Origin of the sequence: Alkanindiges illinoisensis DSM 15370 (assembly GCF_000619845.1) — a bacterium.
Lineage (GTDB): Bacteria > Pseudomonadota > Gammaproteobacteria > Pseudomonadales > Moraxellaceae > Alkanindiges > Alkanindiges illinoisensis.
Map to the genome: position 1 here is coordinate 402649 of NZ_JHUX01000003.1, position 19737 is coordinate 422385.

General features: G+C 48.1%; 18 protein-coding genes. 8 read left to right on the plus strand and 10 right to left on the minus strand.

Features of this window, described 5'->3' with window-relative positions:
- Nucleotides 1-90: 90 nt before the first annotated feature.
- Nucleotides 91-672, plus strand: coding sequence for a TetR/AcrR family transcriptional regulator (locus Q337_RS19310; RefSeq protein WP_034279157.1), 582 nt, complete (start codon nt 91-93; stop codon nt 670-672).
- Between the two features lie 75 nt (nt 673-747).
- Nucleotides 748-1329 carry an NAD(P)H-dependent oxidoreductase gene (locus tag Q337_RS0102155; protein ID WP_026470182.1) on the plus strand — a complete coding sequence of 194 codons (582 nt, stop codon included), beginning with the start codon at nt 748-750 and terminating at the stop codon, nt 1327-1329.
- A 264-nt stretch (nt 1330-1593) separates the two neighbouring features.
- On the opposite strand, the gene Q337_RS0102160 is transcribed toward Q337_RS0102155, so the two are convergent.
- The 5 genes from Q337_RS0102160 to Q337_RS0102180 all read right to left on the minus strand — a co-directional run bounded on the left by Q337_RS0102160 (nt 1594) and on the right by Q337_RS0102180 (nt 7105).
- Nucleotides 1594-2055: a DUF2147 domain-containing protein gene (locus Q337_RS0102160; RefSeq protein ID WP_026470183.1), complete on the minus strand. Its 462-nt coding sequence runs from the start codon at nt 2053-2055 to the stop codon at nt 1594-1596.
- A 152-nt stretch (nt 2056-2207) separates the two neighbouring features.
- The gene (locus tag Q337_RS0102165) at nt 2208-3260 is read right to left on the minus strand and encodes a hypothetical protein (protein WP_026470184.1); all 1053 of its coding nucleotides are present in this window, start codon (nt 3258-3260) and stop codon (nt 2208-2210) included.
- Between the two features lie 361 nt (nt 3261-3621).
- Nucleotides 3622-4608, minus strand: a complete 987-nt coding sequence (locus Q337_RS0102170) for an NAD(P)H-quinone oxidoreductase (protein WP_026470185.1) — start codon at nt 4606-4608, stop codon at nt 3622-3624.
- A gap of 99 nt (nt 4609-4707) precedes the next feature.
- Complete coding sequence (locus Q337_RS0102175; RefSeq protein ID WP_026470186.1) at nt 4708-6159, minus strand: coniferyl aldehyde dehydrogenase; 1452 nt, start codon at nt 6157-6159, stop codon at nt 4708-4710.
- 40 nt (nt 6160-6199) lie between these two features.
- Nucleotides 6200-7105, minus strand: a complete 906-nt coding sequence (locus tag Q337_RS0102180) for an acetoacetate decarboxylase family protein (RefSeq protein WP_026470187.1) — start codon at nt 7103-7105, stop codon at nt 6200-6202.
- A 339-nt stretch (nt 7106-7444) separates the two neighbouring features.
- On the opposite strand from Q337_RS0102180, the gene Q337_RS0102185 reads away from it, so the two are divergent.
- Nucleotides 7445-8275, plus strand: coding sequence for an alpha/beta fold hydrolase (locus tag Q337_RS0102185; RefSeq protein ID WP_026470188.1), 831 nt, complete (start codon nt 7445-7447; stop codon nt 8273-8275).
- A gap of 69 nt (nt 8276-8344) precedes the next feature.
- On the opposite strand, the gene Q337_RS0102190 is transcribed toward Q337_RS0102185, so the two are convergent.
- Nucleotides 8345-8755 (minus strand): MerR family transcriptional regulator, encoded by a 411-nt coding sequence (locus Q337_RS0102190; protein ID WP_026470189.1) that lies wholly within the window; start codon nt 8753-8755, stop codon nt 8345-8347.
- Between the two features lie 280 nt (nt 8756-9035).
- Here Q337_RS0102190 and Q337_RS0102200 point away from each other — a divergent pair, with 280 nt between their 5' ends.
- From Q337_RS0102200 to Q337_RS0102215, 4 genes are all read left to right on the plus strand, one after another.
- Complete coding sequence (locus Q337_RS0102200; RefSeq protein ID WP_026470191.1) at nt 9036-9842, plus strand: type 1 glutamine amidotransferase domain-containing protein; 807 nt, start codon at nt 9036-9038, stop codon at nt 9840-9842.
- Nucleotides 9843-9890: 48 nt separating this feature from the next.
- On the plus strand, nt 9891-10817 hold the full coding sequence (locus tag Q337_RS0102205) for an NAD-dependent epimerase/dehydratase family protein (protein ID WP_026470192.1): 927 nt from the start codon (nt 9891-9893) through the stop codon (nt 10815-10817).
- 115 nt (nt 10818-10932) lie between these two features.
- The gene (locus Q337_RS0102210; protein WP_026470193.1) at nt 10933-11997 is read left to right on the plus strand and encodes an AraC family transcriptional regulator; all 1065 of its coding nucleotides are present in this window, start codon (nt 10933-10935) and stop codon (nt 11995-11997) included.
- A 174-nt stretch (nt 11998-12171) separates the two neighbouring features.
- A complete protein-coding gene (locus Q337_RS0102215) occupies nt 12172-13686 on the plus strand; it encodes a hypothetical protein (protein WP_026470194.1) in 1515 nt (504 codons plus the stop codon).
- Between the two features lie 133 nt (nt 13687-13819).
- On the opposite strand, the gene Q337_RS0102220 is transcribed toward Q337_RS0102215, so the two are convergent.
- Complete coding sequence (locus tag Q337_RS0102220; RefSeq protein WP_322835823.1) at nt 13820-14233, minus strand: winged helix-turn-helix transcriptional regulator; 414 nt, start codon at nt 14231-14233, stop codon at nt 13820-13822.
- A gap of 109 nt (nt 14234-14342) precedes the next feature.
- Between Q337_RS0102220 and Q337_RS0102225 the strand changes: the two genes are divergently transcribed.
- On the plus strand, nt 14343-15104 hold the full coding sequence (locus tag Q337_RS0102225; RefSeq protein WP_026470196.1) for an SDR family oxidoreductase: 762 nt from the start codon (nt 14343-14345) through the stop codon (nt 15102-15104).
- A 468-nt stretch (nt 15105-15572) separates the two neighbouring features.
- Here Q337_RS0102225 and Q337_RS0102230 read toward each other — a convergent pair whose 3' ends face one another.
- Genes Q337_RS0102230 through Q337_RS16460 form a run of 3 tightly spaced genes read right to left on the minus strand, consistent with a single transcriptional unit; the run spans nt 15573 to nt 19682 of the window.
- Nucleotides 15573-17012, minus strand: a complete 1440-nt coding sequence (locus Q337_RS0102230; RefSeq protein ID WP_026470197.1) for an efflux transporter outer membrane subunit — start codon at nt 17010-17012, stop codon at nt 15573-15575.
- A gap of 2 nt (nt 17013-17014) precedes the next feature.
- Nucleotides 17015-18622 (minus strand): DHA2 family efflux MFS transporter permease subunit, encoded by a 1608-nt coding sequence (locus Q337_RS16455; RefSeq protein WP_084494678.1) that lies wholly within the window; start codon nt 18620-18622, stop codon nt 17015-17017.
- A complete protein-coding gene (locus Q337_RS16460; RefSeq protein ID WP_084494679.1) occupies nt 18615-19682 on the minus strand; it encodes an HlyD family secretion protein in 1068 nt (355 codons plus the stop codon). Before Q337_RS16460 ends, Q337_RS16455 begins: the two co-directional genes overlap by 8 nt.
- Between the last annotated feature and the right edge of the window lie 55 nt (nt 19683-19737).

Here is a 19737-nt window from a genome sequence, read left to right on the forward strand (position 1 = left end):
GACTGCAATAAATCTCTAAAAGCATACTCGTTGCTATTATGTAGTTATTGCTATAGAATGGCATCATTGAATATTTATGGATGTAGTGTTATGGCTGGCCGGCCCCGTCAGTTCGATATTGAAAAAGCCACTGAGACTGCGCTGCATCTGTTTATCGAAAAAGGTTACGAAGGCGCATCATTTGCCGAGCTGGTCAAGGCAATGGGCATCAGTCCACCCAGCTTTTACGCAGCCTTTGGAAGTAAGGAAGCACTGTTTCGCCGTGTACTGGAACGCTATGTAGTAAGCGCCAGAGCTGCCATGCGTGAAGCAGTGGCACAGCCTACCGCGCGTGAAGTCGTTAGGCACTTGCTGACTGCTCTAGCGACGGCCGCCACCAGCCACCCTACAGCACGTGGATGCCTATTGGTACAAAGTGCACTTGTCTCAAGCGATAATTCTGCGGATGTACGGGACGATTTGCGTCTGGAGCGTGAAGTAACGACTGCTGCACTAGCAGCCCGCTTTAGGGAAGCTGAACAGCGTGGCGACAAAACCTTACCAGGAAACCCGAATGCAATGGCACGACTGACAAGCATGATCCTTAGCGGTATTGCTACTCAGGCAGCCAGTGGTATCGAATTTGAAGCATTGATGGGTGCAATCAATGCCTATGTTGACCAGTTCAGCTAATTTTTTTAATCAATTTTGTAGCTATAACTACAAAAAACTGCCGAATACCCAAATATCTACTCATGGAGTAACACAGTGAAAAAAGTTCTTATTATCAACGCACACCTACCTTATTCATACTCACCGGGACAACTCAACGCGACATTGGTTGAACGGGCAGAAGCATACTTTCGCGGTAAAGGCTATGAAGTGGAAAAAACCATTGTCGCAGAAGGCTATGATGTTGCTATCGAAATCGAAAAAATCAGGTCGGCAGATGTGGTCTTCCTTCAAATGCCTTTAAACTGGATGGGCATGCCCTGGACATTTAAGAAATATACCGACGAGGTGTGGAGTGCAGGAATGTTTGGTATCTTGTCTAATACCGATGGCCGCAGTTCAGCGGCTCCCAAGGACAATTACGGCATGGGTGGCCTGCTGAAGGGGCGTTACATGCTGTCGGTAACTGCAAATGCGCCAGCTGAAGCCTTTAATGATCCTGCTCAAGCCTATTTTGCGGGACGAAGCGAAGATGATCTGACCTGGCCCATTGACCTGAACTTTAAATGGATTGGGCTTGAGAAAGTGCCATCGTTTTGGGCCTATGATGTCATGAAGAATCCTCAAATTGAGAATGACTTGGTGCGGTTTGATGCGCACCTGTCGACTCACTTTTAATACCAGTTACCAGCACATGAGGAGTTCCCATAGCATTTAGCAATACAGCAGTCATCTTCGGCCCAAGCCCAGGCCCAGGCATCGGCGCGGCCACCACCCGTGAGTTCGCAGCACTTAGTCTACCGTTTTGCACCCGCGCTCGTGGCAGCAGGCGAGGGTTCGTTGCTCTTCACTGGTAACGGGTTCGCACTCACTCCAAAGGGCCATGGCTTTGGCACATTGAGCGCTGGCAAGTCTGCTGAGGCCGAGAGTTACTCGATCCGCTTACTCATCCGCCCGAATCCAGACTACTGTTCTACCCAGCACACTGGTGCCTACATAACCGCGCATTTTCAAGCGGCGGCCATCAGGAGACAGTTTGGCTTTACCGCGATAAATCTTTCCAGAATCGATATCAAGTGCATATCCATCTGTATATTCATTAGCTTTGCCATTCGATTTTAAGCCCCATACCAATTTAAGACCAAGTAGTGGTTTATTTTGAAAAGGCGGTGGGCACTTGGTGCAATATGGATTTTCTTTGCGGAGGCTGTCAACAAACCGGTCAATTCTTACCGAAAATGTGCCGTCCGGTTCTTCAATGACTTCACTAATTGATTTAACCACACCGCTTTTAGAGTCGACGACTTTCCATTTGCCCACAATGTCATTATTGGCGAACAGAGCAGGTGAGTAAAACAATGCTGCCATGACAAGCAAGCTGTTTGTTAGAACTTTAATATTCATGATCAATCCCTGAAAATTTATAACGTTAAATCCTCAAAATCCAGAGTGATAAAAAACAAGTTATCTTGATTGTTAAATCTGGATTTTGAGGGGCGAGGGTTCATAGAAAAATCCCACACGTGATCTAATTCACATATGGGGTTTAATCAGTCTTACTTTGTCCCGTTCGGAGTATTAAAGGCTTTCAATGGCACTGGCATGTGGAGAGCCAGTTGTGCATCCTTAACCACATCAAGGCGCAATACTTTATTTGCGCCCAGTTCATCCAGTAAGCGGCTTAGTGGGCCACCATTTCGTACCAGTTTCACATTTCTGGGGAAAAGCTGTTGCCCAAATGACAGCGTGTTAGACTGCACTGAGGCCTGGTTCCACACGCCATCAATTTTGTGAATCATGGTTTTGGTTTCCAGATGCGATTGGGGTTTAACCTGTTTAATCTGGGGTAGTGGGGCAGTCAGGCTTAAATCCGTTTTGCCATTGGTGTCTAAAACACTGGCTTTGACTTGTGTCCCGATATTGACATCAATATTGGTGAGCCATTTGGGAAGCTGATAGCCATAGACACCACGGACTCGTGCAATTTCGGTATCGACTGGCAAGGCCAGCACGTGCCCGTAAAAATGACGATTACGCATGGCACCGAATAGTTCGGTTGCATTTAATCCTTTTGCATCAGGCTTGCGAATCACCACAGCTACCGAGACTTCATCGTACGGATCGGCATCAGCGACGGTATAGGAATAAAAGGTTAGTGAAACCAGTCCATATCCTGGAAAGGCCTGCAATGGTTCAAGCGGCGCCGGTAATTTTTCCCGTAGACGTGATACTGGGGCTAACATCAATAGCTGTACATTGCTGGTACGATAATAAAAGTTTGGTGACCAGACTGGTCCAACCCGACTATTCACCAGTTTTTTTGGAATGCTCCGGAAAAAGTCAATATTTCCTGCGGCTGGGTCTTTGGCCACTTCATCCAGATTAGGGTTCATACGGAAACGGTCGTAATAGCCTCCTTTAGGCACTTTAACTTTCTGATTCCCGTATTCAATTTCGATAAATTGTTGGGGTGTACTGCTCATTGCTAGCGGTACTGAAGGATTGGCTTTAACGGCCTCTGCTGAATCAGTTGCATGCGCATGGGTAGCCATGAAAACAACCATTGCTGTAGCTGACATCGAGTGCGGAAATTTCCAACGATTAAACATTTCGGGCTTCTCATCATTTGTCCTGATGAAATGCTAGGTTTAAAGCATGGTTGAAGGTCAAGCGTTTTAATAGAATGGCTGGAGTCTATGCTGTTATCAAATAATATTATTTAATTACAAAGACATAATTTGGGTTGAGGGGCATGGAGAGCCTAGGAAAAATTTATTTTTATGATGGATATACTTAAATATTACTTAAAACGATTCATTTATTCATGGGCAAGATTGTTTAGTGTAGGGCATAAGCAAATACCAGTCGAGTGAAGATTAGATGAATAAAGATCAGTGCATGTAAAAGACAACCTGTTTTTCCGCATCATGCGAGAAAGATGGGAAAAGCAGGCATGCTTTGCTGCAAATGCTATTGTTTTACAATTAGAGCCAGTTTACCGACATGCTGGCCTTGATCAAGCAGCTCATGGGCCTGCCGCGCTTCGCTTAACTCAAAGCTTTTATACAGCAAGGGTTTTAACTGGCCTTGCGCAATGAGTGGCCATACTTTGTCCTGCAAGGCTGCCATGACTTCTGCCTTGGCTTCTGGGGTTTGCGAGCGTAATGTTGCACCCAGGTGAGTTAAGCGTTTTGCCAGTAATGGAAAAAAATTAACCTGTTCGGCCAGTCCCTGCATCACACCTACTTGCAGGATGGTGCCATTCATCGCAGCCACCTCGTAATTACGCTGGATATAATTACCGGCAATAATATCCAGGACAAAATCCACGCCACGACCTTGGGTGTGCTGCTTCACCTGTTCGACAAAATCATCTTTACGATAATTAATTGCCACATCAGCGCCAAGGGCAACGCTGGCTTTTTGGTGTTCGGCGCTCGAAACGGTGGTAAAAATCTGGGTTGCGCCAAATGCCCGGGTGAGCATGGTGGCGGTGGTGCCAATGCCAGACGTGCCACCATGAATCAGGATAGAGCTGCCCGGGCGCCATTTGGCATGCTGGAACAAGTGTGACCAGACCGTCATGAAGGTTTCCAGCAAGATTCCACCTTCCACCAGTGTGAGGCCTTGCGGAATAAACAGCACGTTGTCCTGATGGGCAACCACATATTCAGCATAACCACCGCCCTGAACCAGGGCACACACTTCATCGCCTGCCTTAAAGCTGCTGACCCGTTTTCCCACCTGTTTGACAATACCAGAAACTTCCAGCCCCGGAATATCAGTCACTCCGGGAGGTGGATTATATAAGCCCTTACGCTGCATGACATCCGGGCCATTGATACCCGCTGCCACCACCTCAATCAGTACACCATTATCGGTCAGTGCTGGCATGGGACGTTCACTAAGCTCAATGACTTCCGGCCCACCAGCGCCATTAAAAATAATACTTCGCATTGATCATCTCCTGATCCCCCGCTTGCCTATTTAGTTTTAGACATTAAAAATAAACACAGGATTTGCGGGAGGAGCTAAATCCTGCCTTTGCGGGTATGGTTAAAGCTTGGATGAGCTGGTTTTCTTACCTAAAGTAACCTGAAGGGCCAGTTCCATAAAACGGCCAAACGGGGCCTGTAGCAGGCTTGGCAGATTCCAGCGCCCCTGGTCAAAGACACCTTTGGCATGACTCATGGAGCGGAAGCCTTCAATACCGTGATAGGCCCCCATACCACTGGCACCAACGCCACCAAAGGGCAGGTCATCCTGTGCCACATGAATAATGGTGTTATTGAGACCCACATTGCCCGAGGTAGTCCGTTTAAGCACTTTCTGGCAGTCTGCATCTTTTTCGCCAAAATAATACAGGGCCAGTGGACGTGGGCGATGATTGATATAGTCAATCACCTCATCAATACTGCGATAGGTGCGAACAGGCAGGATTGGGCCAAAAATTTCTTCCTGCATGATGGCATCATCATCATGAGCGCCGACCACCAGTGTGGGTGCCAGCGTACGTACGCGGTTAGCCGCAGACTCCGGTTTTACCCCAACTTCAATCACGCGTGCACCCTTTTGACGGGCATCGTCCAGCAGATTTTGTAAGCGGTCATAATGGCGGTCATTCACAATGGAAGTGTAATCATTGCTATGAGGCCCATCAGGATAAAAGCGGCTAACCGTGGCATGATATTGCTGGATAAAATCCTCAACATCATCTTCATGCACCAGCGCATAATCGGGTGCAACACAAGTTTGCCCACCATTTGACAGCTTGCCATAGGCAATACTGCGTATGGTTCGTTCATTGACCTGACCACGGGCAACGATCACTGGACTCTTACCACCTAGTTCAAGGGTGAGTGGCACCAGATTGTCACTGGCGGCTTGCATCACCTTGCGGCCAACTGGTGTGCTGCCTGTAAACAACAAATGATCAAACGGCAGGCGACTAAACGCCGCACCAACTTCCGGCCCACCCAGCACCACGGCTACTTCTTCCACGGGAAAGGTGGCGGCCAGCATGCGCTCAAGTACTTCACTGGTACGGGGCGTGAGCTCAGAAGGTTTAAGCATAGCCCGATTACCGGCGGCTAGTGCCGTTGCCAGCGGAATCAGGGTTAGGGAAACCGGATAGTTCCATGGTGCCATCACACCAACAATACCTTTGGGCTGGTATTCCACATGGGCTTGCGCGCTGCGGTAGAACAAACTGACATGGCGGCGCTCGAGTTTCATAAAGCGGCGCAGGTGCCGGGATAAATAATCAATGGACTGTACAACACCCACCAGTTCCATGACATCGGTTTCATGATAGGAGCGGTGGCCAAAGTCTGCACTGATGGCTTGTTGCAGCTCACTACGATATTCAAGGACGGCTGCACGCAATTTGGCAAGCTGTGCCTTGCGTTGTTTCAGGTTTGCAGGCTCTGTGTTTAGAAAAGCCATGCGCTGACGGGCGAGAATGTCAGCCGCAGTGCTAGTACTATTCAATTCTTGTGCATTTGTCATTTGAGATTTCCCGGTGTCATCGCAGTGAAAAGCCGTCTATTCAAAGCCCTTTATTTAAAGGCGTAGGCATATTCAGTACCAGTTGAGCATCCTTAACAACATCTAGACGCAGGATTTTTGCAGCACCTAGTCCATCCAGTAACTGGCTTAACGGGCCGCCATGCCGTACCAGTTTTACCTTTTTGGGGAAAAGCTGCTGGGCAAATGACAATGTATTGGACTGTACCGATGTGCTGTGCCATACCCCATCCACCTGATGAATCATGGTCTTGGTTTCCAGATGCGATTGTGGTTTGACCTGTTGTAGTTTAGGTGTGGGCAGGGTTAAGGTCAGGTCAGTGTTGCCATCAGTATTTAAGATACTGGCTTGCACTTCTGAGCCAATATCAAGGCTAATATCGGTGAGCCATTTGGGGAGCTGATAACCATAGACACCGCGTGTCCGGGCAATTTCCGTGTTAACCGGTAAAGCCAGCACATGGGCAAAGAAGCTGCGACGGCGCATGGCATCCAGCAACTCCAGCGCATGAGATCCTGTAGCACCCGGCTGGCGAATCACGACGGCTACCGATACCTCATCGTAGGGGTCGTTGTCGCATACTGCGTAGGAAAAGAAAGTTAAAGCCACCAGACCAAATCCCGGAAAAGCTTGCAGCGGTTCAAGCGGGCTGGGCAAGGCAGCGCGTAGCTTGCTCATCGGCGCGAGCATGAGTAACTGGACATTGCTGCTACGGTAGTAAAAATTCGGTGCCCAGACTGGACCAACCCGTGAATTCACCCGCTGCTTGGGGATTCTGCGAAAAAAATCCACATTACCAGCAGCAGGATCCTTGGCAACCTCATCCAGATTGGGATGCATATGAAAACGGTCATAGTAGCCCCCTTTAGGAACTTCTACGGTTTGGCTACCAAATTTAACTTCAACATGCTGTTGTGCTGTATTCATGATGGTTGACCTTTATTGTTGACGGACTGGCGAAACAGCCTTGACGACAAGCGAATTCATTGCTGTTAAAACATACTATAAGTTTTAAGTTCACTTTAAGGTCAAGCGAAAAAATGCAGTTTTTCTCATAAATGTAGAAAGTGTTTGTAGTGCTTCAGCGTTTTTTATTAGTCATAAATTTAAAAGCCATTGACCTTAAGGTGAGCTTTGGGTCTACAGTCAGGATGCGATATTACAGCTTGCTTTGTTGATAATAGCCCGGCATCACTCTTTATCGGTCTGGGTTATCGACAACAGGTGTTCTTATTGGAAACTGTTCTATGACACAGGAGAATAAGCATGGCATACGTCACAACAAAAGACGGTGTTGAGATTTTTTATAAAGACTGGGGCCCGCGGGATGCCCAGGTGATTTTCTTTCATCATGGCTGGCCCTTGAGTTCTGATGACTGGGATGCCCAGATGATGTTTTTTTTAGATCAGGGTTTTCGGGTAGTGGCGCATGACCGCCGTGGGCATGGCCGTTCCAGTCAGGTCTGGGATGGTCACGACATGGATCATTATGCCGATGATGTAGCAGCCGTGGTTAACCAGCTAGGCGTGCAGGGTGCAATCCATGTGGGGCACTCAACCGGCGGTGGCGAAGTGGTGCGCTACCTGACGCGGCATAGAGATGACCCTGTGCCCAAGGCGGTATTAATTAGTGCTGTACCACCCTTAATGGTCAAGACCGACAGCAATCCGGGCGGCTTACCCAAAAAGGTATTTGATGACTTTCAGGCCAAGCTGGCCGCCAATCGGGCAGAATTTTATAATGAGATTCCTTCTGGCCCTTTTTATAACTATAACCGCCCCGGTGTGGAAGCTTCTGAACCAGTGATCAGGAACTGGTGGCGGCAGGGTATGATGGGTGGTGCCAAGGCGCATTATGATGGCATTGTGGCTTTCTCCCAGACTGATTTTACCGAAGACCTCAAGCAAATCACCATTCCTGTGCTGGTCATGCATGGCGATGATGATCAGGTGGTGCCTTATGAAAATTCTGGCCCATTGTCCGCCAAGCTGCTGCAAAACGGCACGTTAAAGACCTACAAGGATTTTCCACACGGGATGCCCACAACGCATGCCGAAACCATCAATGCCGATCTTCTGGCATTTATTAAAAGTTAAGTGTTGTGGCCGCATAAAAGCCACCACTGCTAATAAACGCATGGGCTATTCATAGAGGATAGCCCAACCTCAATTTGCATCAGGAAAATAGACCTTAAACAGGCGTTGCGCATTTTCTTCACAGCTAATTTCATCAGGCTTGTCATTAATGGCCTGAATCAGCGTTATCAGATTTTGTTTATTCTCAGCCAGTTTTTTTTCCAGTGCTTCAATTTCACTGACTTTCTGGTTCAGGCTCTCAATCAGTTTGTCATGGTTCCAAATCGTCATATTGCCTGGCAGCAGGGATTTGATTTCAGCTAAGGAAAAGCCCGCCTGTTGCGCCTGTTTGATCAGTAATAATTGTTGAAGGTCAGTATCGCTATACTCGCGATACCCATTGGCTTTACGTTTGGCTTTCGGCAACAGTTTAATTTGTTCATAGTAACGGATGGTTGGGGTATTCAATCCACTTAAGCGGGAGAGTTCACTAATATTCATCTCGGTTTGTCCTATTGACATTCAAGCTTACTTTAGGCCTAGAGTGCACTTGAATGTCAATAGGGATAAGCCCGCTTTTGCGGTAATTTTTCTGGGTAGCAGGCCACAAAATTATGGGTGTTACTACAACTGCAAACCCAGCTTACCTTTGTGTTCAAAAAACAGTTGACATTCAAGTTAGCTTTAACATTAAAGTCTTTGCCATGGCACAAACGATGCAACGTTTGATGAACATGTTCCACCATAGTACCTATGACAATAATCATTGAGGAATCCAGAAATGTTCAAGACTCGAAATGCTTCACACGGTTTGCTCGCGATGTTTGCCTTAATGTTTAGTATGAACTCGACGCAAGCTGTTGAACCTACTCCTGTAACTACTCAATCCGCTGCTATGGGAAAAATTTTGGTGGTAATGACCAATCATTCGGCTTATCCCACCCGTCAGGACAAGACAGGCTTATGGTTTACTGAACTAACAGAATTCTACGATGTCATGCAGGCAGCAGGGTTGCAAATGGACTTTACCAGCCCTGAAGGCGGCGAGATTCCCCTGGATGATCGTAGTATGAAACCTATTTATCTCAATGCTGATGCACGTAAACATCTGGCCGATCCGGCATTTATGGCACGTCTTAAAACAACCTTACCAGCCCGTTCAATTGATCCATCGCAATATAAGGCCATTTATTATACGGGTGGTCATGGCACCATGTGGGATTTTCCCAATAACAAAGATCTAAAGAAAATCAGTGAACAGATCTATCGCCAGGGCGGTATGGTGACAGCAGTGTGTCATGGTGTTGCCGGATTACTGCCGCTACAGGACGATCAGGGTCAGCCACTGATTAGTGGACGTACAGTCACCGGTTTTTCCAATACTGAGGAGGTACTTGCAGGCATTAAATCACAGGTTCCTTTCTTATTGCAGGATGAGTTAAGCAAACGTGGTGCGCACTACAAGAAAGCCCTAATTCCATTCACCTCGTATGCAGTCACTGATGACCGGGTTATTACAGGTCAGAATCCGCAGTCAGGCGGTGAGGTTGGTAAAGCGTTGCTTAAGCGTCTAAATGCTGGGAAGTAATTTATATGCTGGGAAATTATCTGTAATTGATTAGTGAGGAGAAGCGTCATGCAAACGATATTAGGTGCGAATGGCCAGATTGGTCGAGAAGTGGCAATCTGCTTAAAGGAAAGTTTTACTGACGATATTCGTCTGGTCAGCAGAAAACCGCAAAAGGTGAATGACACGGATCAACTGTTTAGCGCAGATTTACTTGATCCCCAGCAGGCGCTTGATGCTGTTGAAGGTTCGGACATCGTTTACATGACGGTCGGACTGCCGATGGATACCGAGCTATGGGTGAAGCAGTGGCCAATTCTCATGCACAATGTGATTGAGGCCTGTATCACCCATAGCGCCAAGCTGGTGTATTTTGATAACACCTATATGTATCCGCAAACTGCAACGCCGCAAACCGAAACAACTCCATTTTTACCCAACGGGGCTAAGGGTAAGGTTCGTGCCGACATTGTCAATGAGCTGCTTGAAGCGATGGCGCAAAAACGGATACAGGCAGTAATCTGCCGGGCACCAGAATTTTATGGGCCGGGTATCACGCAAAGTATTACCAACAGTACCATTATCGACAATATCAAGGCCGGGAAAAAACCCAAGGTGTTTTTACGCGATGATACCTTACGTAGCCTGATTTATACCCCGGATGCCAGTCGTGCGATGGCGCTGCTGGGTAATACGCCTGATGCGTATGGACAGACCTGGCATCTACCCGCTGATGATCAGCGTCTGACCTATCGTCAGTTTATTGAGTTGGCAGCACAGATCTTTAAGGTTGATCCAAGTTATACAGTGGTTAAAAACTGGCAGCTCAAGCTGGGTGGGCTTTTTAATAAAACGATTCGTGACGCAGCCGAGTTATTGCCACGCTACAAAGTCGACAATATCTTTGTTTCAGATAAATTTAAGCAACGGTTTCCAGAGTTTAAAGTCACAACTTTTAGAGAAGGGCTAACCGCCATTCGGGATGAAAAGGGTTAAGCAGCAGCGTTATGAGTACGACGTTGAGAAGGACCATGACTTGCCTTGGATTAAATACTTGCAGAGGGTAGGAGCACATGAAAATATTATATGGTCCTGAAAGTCGTGCTCAAAGATGATTTCTAGTCCGACCAATGAACAAGACTCTGAAGATTATGTACTGGCCAGCATTCTGGAGCAATGTCTTGCCAACTGGCGTCGACATGGCATTAACACCGATGCCTTAAGTCATATGGTTGGTGTTGATCTGGCAAAAGCAGCGGCAAGTCCAGAAGGCTGGATCAGTGTCCGGTTACTGGAAGACATGGTACAAAAAATAGCCTGGTTTGCACCTGACCCGCTACTGGGCCTGCATGCTGCCAGTATGGAGGATATGGGCGGTTTTGGCGTATTGGGCTATCTTGAGCAAACCTGTGGCACCTTGCAGGAAATTTACGATGCGACCATGCGTTATGAGCGGTTAGTCAGCGATATTGGCACCACCACACTACGGCATGAACCGGGTATGGTTTTTTGCATCTGGCACTGTAAAACCGAAGATCCGCTGTTTCGCCGGCATGCCACCGAATTTATTTTAGGCTGCTGGGTACGCCATATCCGCTTTGCCAGATTGCCGCTGAGCAAACTATTAAAAGAAGTGCATTTTAGTCATCCTGCGCCAAGCAACCCTGCCTTACAGGCAGACTACGAGAATTATTTTGGCTGCCCGGTTAAGTTTGATCAGCCCGAATCAGCATGGGTGGTGCCTGTCGAGATGATGACTGCCCGGTTAAGGCTACCTAGTCCTAGTTTACAGCTTACCTTAGAGCGTCATGCTCGCCTGTTGCTGAGTGAACGACGTAAAAAACCGTCATTACGGGAGCGCATCAAGAGCCAGTTACGGGTATTACTGATGAAGGGCAATATTTCCCGGGATTATCTGGCCAGTGAGCTTGGCGTGAGCAGCCGCCATTTACATCGGCAGTTACAAAGTGCAGGGAGTAGCTATAGTCAGCTGGTCAATGAACTACGCATTGAGATGGCCAAAACTTTACTACAAGACCCATTGTTAAGTGTCGACGCAGTAGCACAGCGCTTGGGGTTTAGTGAAGCAACGCCGTTTATTCGCTGGTTCCGGCAGCATTTTGGCAATACCCCCAGACAATATCGTCAGCAGTTAAATGCTGATACACCACAATAAAATAAAGTGTTAAAACAGATGCCAAGTCAGGGTTTAAAAAACAGTGGATGGATGCAAGAAATAGATTAAAAAAGATCAGTGAATCGCTACTTGGTGCCTTAAACGTATAAATAGTCCACCGCTCAGGCTGATCGCCTTAAACTCTTTGGCCAGTTGACGGCCAAAGTGGGATCTATGAATAAATCAACCAACTCTGAAGGGCTAGAATTTCCTGGCGCTGCTTCATCCAGTAAACCCAGCACCACACCCGCTGCAAAACATATTATTCAGTCTGCTTTAGCAGCAGTCCCATCACCTGCGGCTAATAATGTTAAACATGAAAAAAACTGGCGCAAGCATTATCCGATTTATTTCCGCGCCCTGGTTGAGGCAGGCATTGCCTCAGTGGATCACCCTGTAAAGATTGCCCGGGCTGGACTTTCCGCCGCGCAGCAATTATTTATATTTAACCGGGGAACCCAGCAGCTCCCACTTGTAGATGCCATGAATCATTATCAGGAGCAGCCATTTGAATCCTTTACCCTTAAAGGCAATGGAAGTGCCGAGGTTGAACCCTGGACGGTACCTTATCATGGCCAGCAATTACAGGGACAGGCATTATTAAACCAGATTGAGCGTTGGGAACAAGAGCACATTATTGAACCCAGTCATGCTAAGGCGCTGCGTGCCGTACAGGCGCATCCCGAATGGTTTGACTTATCCGACCGCACCGTCGTGTTGTTTGGTGCAGGTTCGGAGGCTGGCCCACTAACCTGGTTATCAAAATGGCGCGCCAATATTGTGGCGGTTGATTTACCCAGTCCAGCGATCTGGGAGAAGATTACCGGGATTGTGGCTAAGGGTAATGCAACCCTGATTGCCCCGCAGCAAACTGGCAGTGATGGCAAAATGCAGCTGGGCGCAAACCTATTAACCCAGACTCCGGAAATTGCCAACTGGCTTAATACATTTACCCAGTCCTTAGACCTTGCCGGGATTGCCTATCTGGATGGTGAAAAACATGTTCGGGTATCCATGGCGATGATTGCTATTATGGATAAGGTCAGCCAGGCCAAGCCGGATAGCAGTATTATGTTTATGCTGACGCCAACTGATATTTACGCTATTCCCAAGCAGGTTGTGCAAAGCAGCTTGATGATTCGCAAACGACGTAAGCAGGTTGAAAAGCTATTAACCCATGCCATAAAAAAGCTCTCTTTATCGCATTTCTTTACGCCCATCAATGGAACCTTGTTGCCATCAGACAATGGACAGCAGTATGGCATTTCTGACTGTATGGTGATTGAGCAGGGACCTAACTATGCACTGGCCAAACGCTTACAGCAATGGTATGCACTATTGGCCCATAGCCGGGGACAGCGGGTAGCCATTAATATTGCACCTTCCACCACCACGCTATCTGTGGTGAAAAACCCATTGCTAAAGGCAGCTTTTGCTGGCGCTGATCTGTTCAAGGTTGAAACTTTTAATCCTGAAACCACCAATGCCATTATGGCAGCGCTCTGGGTGCATGATCTACACAATCCGGACAGTGCGGCTAATCCGCAAAAGCCGCTAAATCATCCTTTGGAACTCATCATGGAAGGCGCAAACCATGGGGGGCTGTGGCATGTGGCATACCTTGCCCGAACGGCACTGCCATTTGCTGCGGTTTATGGCTGGGGCAAGCAAAAGTTAAAGTTGGTTTAGCCTTTATTGATCCATAACTATTGCCACGAGTGGTAAAAGACGCTGAAGCGGCCTTTGACAAGGCACTGGCTAGCAGTAAAACGTAACTCAGAGGAGACAGTAGGAATATCATGGTATACCGGTTAAAGCTGAATCATAAGGCCGGCTGATGGTTCAGCGCAAACTGCCGGCGCGCTTCTTCAATCTGGCCATGATGCGCTTCGACCCAAAGCCAGACCCCACAGAAAGCGCTGCCCAAACTCTTACCAAGTGGGGTTAGGCTGTACTCGACACAGGGTGGTACAACCGGATGTACTACCCGACTGACCAGGCCATCACTTTCCATTTGACGCAAAGTTTTAGTCAGCATTTTCTGACTAATTCCCTTAACTTGTTTACCAAGCTGGGTGAACCTCAGGATATGCGCCTCTTCTAATGCTTCTAGAATCAGCATTGTCCATTTATCGGCAACGCGGCCAATAATCTCATGCACCAGTTTTTCTACCGCCGGGTTAGTCATGGCTGGTGTCTCCTGCCGGATTTGTAGCGTCTGTTTATCATCTTGCACTTGAATGGTTATCACTCTCTTTTAGGGAGGTATGGCACTTTTGGGTGCCTACTTTCTAATCTATTGTGAGTATTTTATGATAGAAGTACAATCTGAGCGGAGCGAATAAATGAAACTAACTGGCAATACGATTTTAATTACGGGTGGTGGTTCGGGCATTGGCAAGGCTCTAGCAAAAGCTTTTTATGATAAGGGTAACAAGGTCATTATTGCAGGACGTCAGGCTGACAAACTCGAAGCGGTTGCATCAGCCTTTCCCGGTATGACCTTCATGACGGTTGATATGACCAGTCTGGCGTCAATTACCGCATTCTCTGAAAAAATCATTGCTGAACATCCTGATTTAAATGTGATTATCAACAACGCTGGTATTATGATTCCAGAAGATTTGCTCACAGCACCTGCCAATCTGGAAATTGCCGAACGCACAGTTTTAACCAATCTGTTGGGGCCAATTCGCCTGACCTCAAGCTTGTTACCACATTTGATGCACCAGAAGTCTTCAACCATTATGATGGTGACTTCAGGACTGGCCTTTGTTCCTCTGGTAATGACACCAACTTATAATGCAACCAAGGCGGCACTTCATTCGTACAGTATTGCACTGCGTCAGCAGCTCAAAGACACATCGACTGAAGTGATTGAAATTATCCCGCCCTATGTGCAAACAGAGCTGATGGGTACCCAGCAAGCCAGTGATCCTCATGCCATGCCACTTGCGGATTTTATTGATGAGGTGATGCTGCTGCTTGAAAAAAATAATGGTACGGCAGAGATTGTAGTAGAACGTTGCAAACCCCTTCGCTATGCGGCTGAAACCCATACCTTTGGGCAGACATTTACTATGCTTAATCAACAACATTCACAGTAGGATTTTTTTGAACTAACGTAATCACTAAAGAGCAGTGACCTAATAGCTTACCAGGCCTAATCATGTGGACACCGCAAGGTTATACGCAAAGAGCTCAACTGAAAAAATTATACAGGTAATTATTCAGGAATCGATCGATTCCTATCCGGGTAATTGTCCCTGTTCTGATAATAGTACCTATAACGGCAGTCGCTGTGGTGACCACAGTGCCTAGAGCCGGGCAGGCCGCTATTCACCGATCTGTTATCCCAGCGAAGTCACCAGTGACATGATCAAGGGATGAAAGAGCAGGCATTAATCAACATGCGTATTACCACCGTCATTTTTTTATTCTGGGCCTGTTTCTCTTAATTCCTCTCACTGCTGCAACTCATAATTACCTGCCTTAGGAGCGCGAATTTGGAAAAGGAACGATTGAACATGACGATTAGTCAATTCCACTATAGTGAGCAAATCACAATAATCCAGCTATTGAGCAGTAGATGTCGTACTTGGCGACGAGCCGCCAAGTACCACAAAAAGTTGAGCAGTGTCTGAAAAACGCTGGCTCTGCGCTTCAATTAAACCCAGTTGTGCGCGGCTTAGCTGCCGGGCCGCATCTTCAATTTGCAGCAAACCGGTATTGCCAGCCTGATAACTTTTACGTGAAAGTTCAAGGGAAGCCCTTGCTGTACTTACGGCTTGCTGCTGGGCTGCTTCAGCGTCGGCATCATGCTGTAGTGCTTGCAGCACATCCGCAACCTGTCCAAATGAATTGAGAATTACCTGTTTATACTGTGCCAGTGTGGCCTGATAGCCATGTTCGGCAGCCTGTTTTTGGGCAGAAAGCCTGCCTCCGTCGTAAAGTGGGGCAGTCAGGCCAGCAGCCAATGCCCAAGCCGTATTAACACTTTTAAATAAGCCACTGGGTGTCAGTGCTTCCTGTAATAAGTTGGCCGACAGGTTCACTCGTGGATAAAGATTGGCAGTTGCCACGCCCACTGCCGCACTGGCAGCCTGTAAATTAGCTTCTGCGGCCAAAATATCCGGCCGTTGCCGCACCAGTTCGGATGGCAAACTCACGGGTAATTCCTGTGGCAGCGTGAAGTCATTCAGGCTAAATACAGGAACTGTCGAGTTGGCCGGTGTACTGCCCGCCAGTACAGCCAGCGCATGTTGTGCCAGACTTAACTGCTGGTGTAACGGTGGAAGCAGCGCCAAATCAGCATCCAGCTGGCTTTGGGCTGTCAGTACTTCAACTTTTGTCCCCGAACCACCCTTAAACGCGGCTTCAACCAGCTTTAGGGTATTTTTATCTTCGGCAATAATGGTTTCAGTAACCTTGATTCTGGCCCGAGTGGTGGCAATGGACAATGCTTGTGCCACCACATTACCGGTGAGTTGTAGATAAGCAGCCTGCAACTGGTATTGCTGATAGGCAGCCATGGCCCGTTGCTGCTCAATACTGCGTTTATTACCGCCAAACAGATCCAGTGACCAGCTTAAGGCAGGTCCTATTTCATAGTAGGTAAAGGGCGGGATGGTAAAATCAGCCGGGCCAAACAGTGCTGCGCCATATTTTTGTCGGCCTGCTGTGCCGGTGAGCGACAATTGTGGCTTGAAGGCACCCTGTTCTGCCTGTACCAGCGCATTGGCTTGCAGGACGCGCTGCTGGGCTGCAACCAGATCCTGATTATTGGCAATGGCCTGCCTAATGAGGCTGTTAAGTGAACTGGAGGCAAACAGGTTCCACCACTGGGCACTCAATTGCTTTCCCAAAACCACATGCTGGCCAGTAGCCTGTAACGGGATTTCATTGGGACTGGTATAGGTTGCAGGCACAGCTAATACAGGTGCCTGATAATCAGGACTGACCGCACAGCCAGTAAGCATTGCTAACCCAGCAATAAATGAACAGGACTTTTTCATGGTTACTCCATCACTGCTGCGTGATCAGCACTGGGTGCCTGACTAGGACGTTTTAATAGGAACAATAGCGGTATGACCGCCAGCGTAATAACCATCATGAGTTTAAAATCATTGATATAGGCAATCATGGCAGCCTGGTTGGTAATCATGCCATCCAGCGTTGCCAATCCTGCCTGTGTGGTGGGCACAATGTGGCTGGCGTGATAGGCCGGGTCAGACAGGTTATAGGGCGTAATATGTTCAGTCATGTGCGAATGCATGATCTGGGTATTCTGGGTCAACAGGGTTTGCACCACAGAAATGCCAATGGCACTGCCAATATTACGCAGTAAATTAAAAAATGCAGTGCCTTCATTGCGCAACGAAGACGGCAGGGTGCCAAAAGCCAGCGTTGACAGCGGCACATACGATAACCCAATGCCAAAGCCCTGAATAATACCCGAGGTAATAATCAGCTCTTTATCCATCAGCAGGCTAAAATGCGTCATCTGCCAGAGTGAAAATGCCGTTAACCCCAGACCAGTGGCCATGATATAGCGTGCATCAATTTTGCCGGTTAGCCTGCCTACCACCATCATGGCCAGCATGGTGCCAGCGCCACGGGGTGCCGTGACCAGCCCGGTTGTAATCACCGGATAACCCATTTGATGCTGGAGCAGGGGTGGAACCAGTGCCAGTGTGGCAAACAGCACCACACCAACCAGAAAAATAAATACATTGCCAGCCACAAAGTTGCGATCCTTAAACAGGGCCGGGCTTAAAAAAGGCCGTGGGTGAGTCAGGGTGTGCACAATAAACAAGTAAAACCCAATGACAGCCACCATGGCTTCGAGCATGATCTCAGAAGAGCCAAACCAGCCCTTAAGCTCACCACGATCCAGCATTAACTGTAGACCGGCAAGGCCAAGGCTTAAGGTAAAAAAACCGTAGAAATCAAATTTATTGGCGTGTTTCCGGGTTTCTGGCAGCGAGGCAGACAGACTTAAAAACGCCAGAATACCAATCGGCACATTAATAAAAAATACCCAGCGCCAGCTGTAATCTTCGGTAAGCCAGCCACCTAGCATAGGACCTAGAATGGGACCCATGGTCACGCCAACGCCCCACAGCGCCATGGCCTTGCCAAAATCCTCAGGACGGTTGATGTCAAACAGCACGGCTTGCGACAAGGGAACCAGGGCAGCACCCGAAATGCCCTGCAATAGCCGGAACAACACAATTTGCGGCAAGCTGGTGGCAAGCCCGCACAAGGCAGAAGCCAGCGTAAAGCCAATAATGGAAATCAGGAAAACTTTCTTGCGGCCAAAGCGACCAGCCAGCCAGCCTGTTAATGGAATCATGATGGCGGTGGCAATAATATAAGAGGTCAGCACCCAGCTCATCTGATCCTGCGTTGCAGACAATGAACCCTGCATCTTGGGCAAGGCGACATTGGCAATGGTAGAATCAATGGCCTGCATAATGGTTGCTGCCATCACTGAAATGGTAATCAGGCCATGATTCAAACCGGCAGCCGGTATATTGTCCTGCGGTGGATGAGGGTCGGTTGACCCAACCCCGGCATCTTCAATGATCTCATCAATGGAGTCATGCGCGGAATGCTCAGCCATGAGTCAAACCTTGCAGGCGGCTATAATGGGTGTCAATTTTCACATTAACACTAAGACCGGCATGTAATGGAATCCTAGGGTCTGGATCATCAATGCTAATGCGCACCGGCAGCCGCTGAACCACTTTTACCCAGTTTCCTGTGGCATTTTCCGGCGGTAGCAGGGCAAAGCTTGAGCCGGTACCCGGACTAAAACTCATGACCCGGCCATGAAAGACATGTCCCGGATAGGTATCGACTTCAAAGGTAGCTTGCTGATCAGGCAGCATGTGGGTCAGTTCGGTTTCCTTGAAATTGGCCTGTACCCAGATATTTTTTGACATCACTGCAAATAGCGGAGTTGCCGCAGTAATGTAGTTGCCCACTTGTAACTGGTCGACCTTGGCCACAATTCCGTCAACAGGTGCTTTGACCACAGCATAGGATAAATTCAGCAAGGCACGGTCAAGCTCGGCCTGGGCCTGCTGTACGGATGGATGAGCATTTACAGTAATATCAGGATTGTTATTCAGGTTGGCCCGGGCATTGGCCAGTTCCTGATTGCTGGCATTGACCTGCTGTTCAGCATTTACAAACGCATGATGCGCCTGTTCCAGCTGCACTTGTGAGGAAATCCCTTGCGCCGCCAGATTTTTCTGGCGCTCAAATTCGGTCTTTAAATAAGCAACCGTTTGCTGGGCTGCCTGTACATCGCTTTGACGTTGACGGTAAGTGGCCTTCAGGGCACCAATTTGCATTTTCGCATTCGCCAGTTGGGCTCGGGCACTGTCTACAGCAATTTTTAACTCACGGTCATCCAGCATAAATAAGGTGTCACCCTGATGAACCTGCTGGTTTTCATGAACCAGAATCCGGGTGACCCGTCCGCCGAGATTGCTGCTGATATCAGTGCGGGCTGATTGAATATAGGCATCATCCGTCGTCATGTAGCGGCCACCCTGAATAAACAGCACCGCGACTATCAGTAAAATCAGTACAGGGCCAGCAATCAGCAGCAGGCGTCGATGTCGCGTCAGCCAGTTTGGTTGGGAAGTGGTTGGATCTGTTACTGCCCCGGCCATAAATACTCTCAAAGTCACCCATAAAAAGTGCGGGCATTATGCGACGGGAGGCTAA

Coding starts and splice junctions, on each gene's coding strand:
- Q337_RS0102190 (WP_026470189.1), bottom strand. CDS start 8,755: ATGAATATTAGTGAACTCTCCCGCTTAAGTGGATTGAATACCCCAACC.
- Q337_RS0102175 (WP_026470186.1), bottom strand. CDS start 6,159: ATGACAAATGCACAAGAATTGAATAGTACTAGCACTGCGGCTGACATT.
- Q337_RS0102185 (WP_026470188.1), top strand. CDS start 7,445: ATGGCATACGTCACAACAAAAGACGGTGTTGAGATTTTTTATAAAGAC.
- Q337_RS0102205 (WP_026470192.1), top strand. CDS start 9,891: ATGCAAACGATATTAGGTGCGAATGGCCAGATTGGTCGAGAAGTGGCA.
- Q337_RS0102200 (WP_026470191.1), top strand. CDS start 9,036: ATGTTCAAGACTCGAAATGCTTCACACGGTTTGCTCGCGATGTTTGCC.
- Q337_RS0102170 (WP_026470185.1), bottom strand. CDS start 4,608: ATGCGAAGTATTATTTTTAATGGCGCTGGTGGGCCGGAAGTCATTGAG.
- Q337_RS0102230 (WP_026470197.1), bottom strand. CDS start 17,012: ATGAAAAAGTCCTGTTCATTTATTGCTGGGTTAGCAATGCTTACTGGC.
- Q337_RS0102225 (WP_026470196.1), top strand. CDS start 14,343: ATGAAACTAACTGGCAATACGATTTTAATTACGGGTGGTGGTTCGGGC.
- Q337_RS0102215 (WP_026470194.1), top strand. CDS start 12,172: ATGAATAAATCAACCAACTCTGAAGGGCTAGAATTTCCTGGCGCTGCT.
- Q337_RS0102180 (WP_026470187.1), bottom strand. CDS start 7,105: ATGAATACAGCACAACAGCATGTTGAAGTTAAATTTGGTAGCCAAACC.
- Q337_RS16460 (WP_084494679.1), bottom strand. CDS start 19,682: ATGGCCGGGGCAGTAACAGATCCAACCACTTCCCAACCAAACTGGCTG.
- Q337_RS19310 (WP_034279157.1), top strand. CDS start 91: ATGGCTGGCCGGCCCCGTCAGTTCGATATTGAAAAAGCCACTGAGACT.
- Q337_RS16455 (WP_084494678.1), bottom strand. CDS start 18,622: ATGGCTGAGCATTCCGCGCATGACTCCATTGATGAGATCATTGAAGAT.
- Q337_RS0102160 (WP_026470183.1), bottom strand. CDS start 2,055: ATGAATATTAAAGTTCTAACAAACAGCTTGCTTGTCATGGCAGCATTG.
- Q337_RS0102165 (WP_026470184.1), bottom strand. CDS start 3,260: ATGTTTAATCGTTGGAAATTTCCGCACTCGATGTCAGCTACAGCAATG.
- Q337_RS0102210 (WP_026470193.1), top strand. CDS start 10,933: ATGATTTCTAGTCCGACCAATGAACAAGACTCTGAAGATTATGTACTG.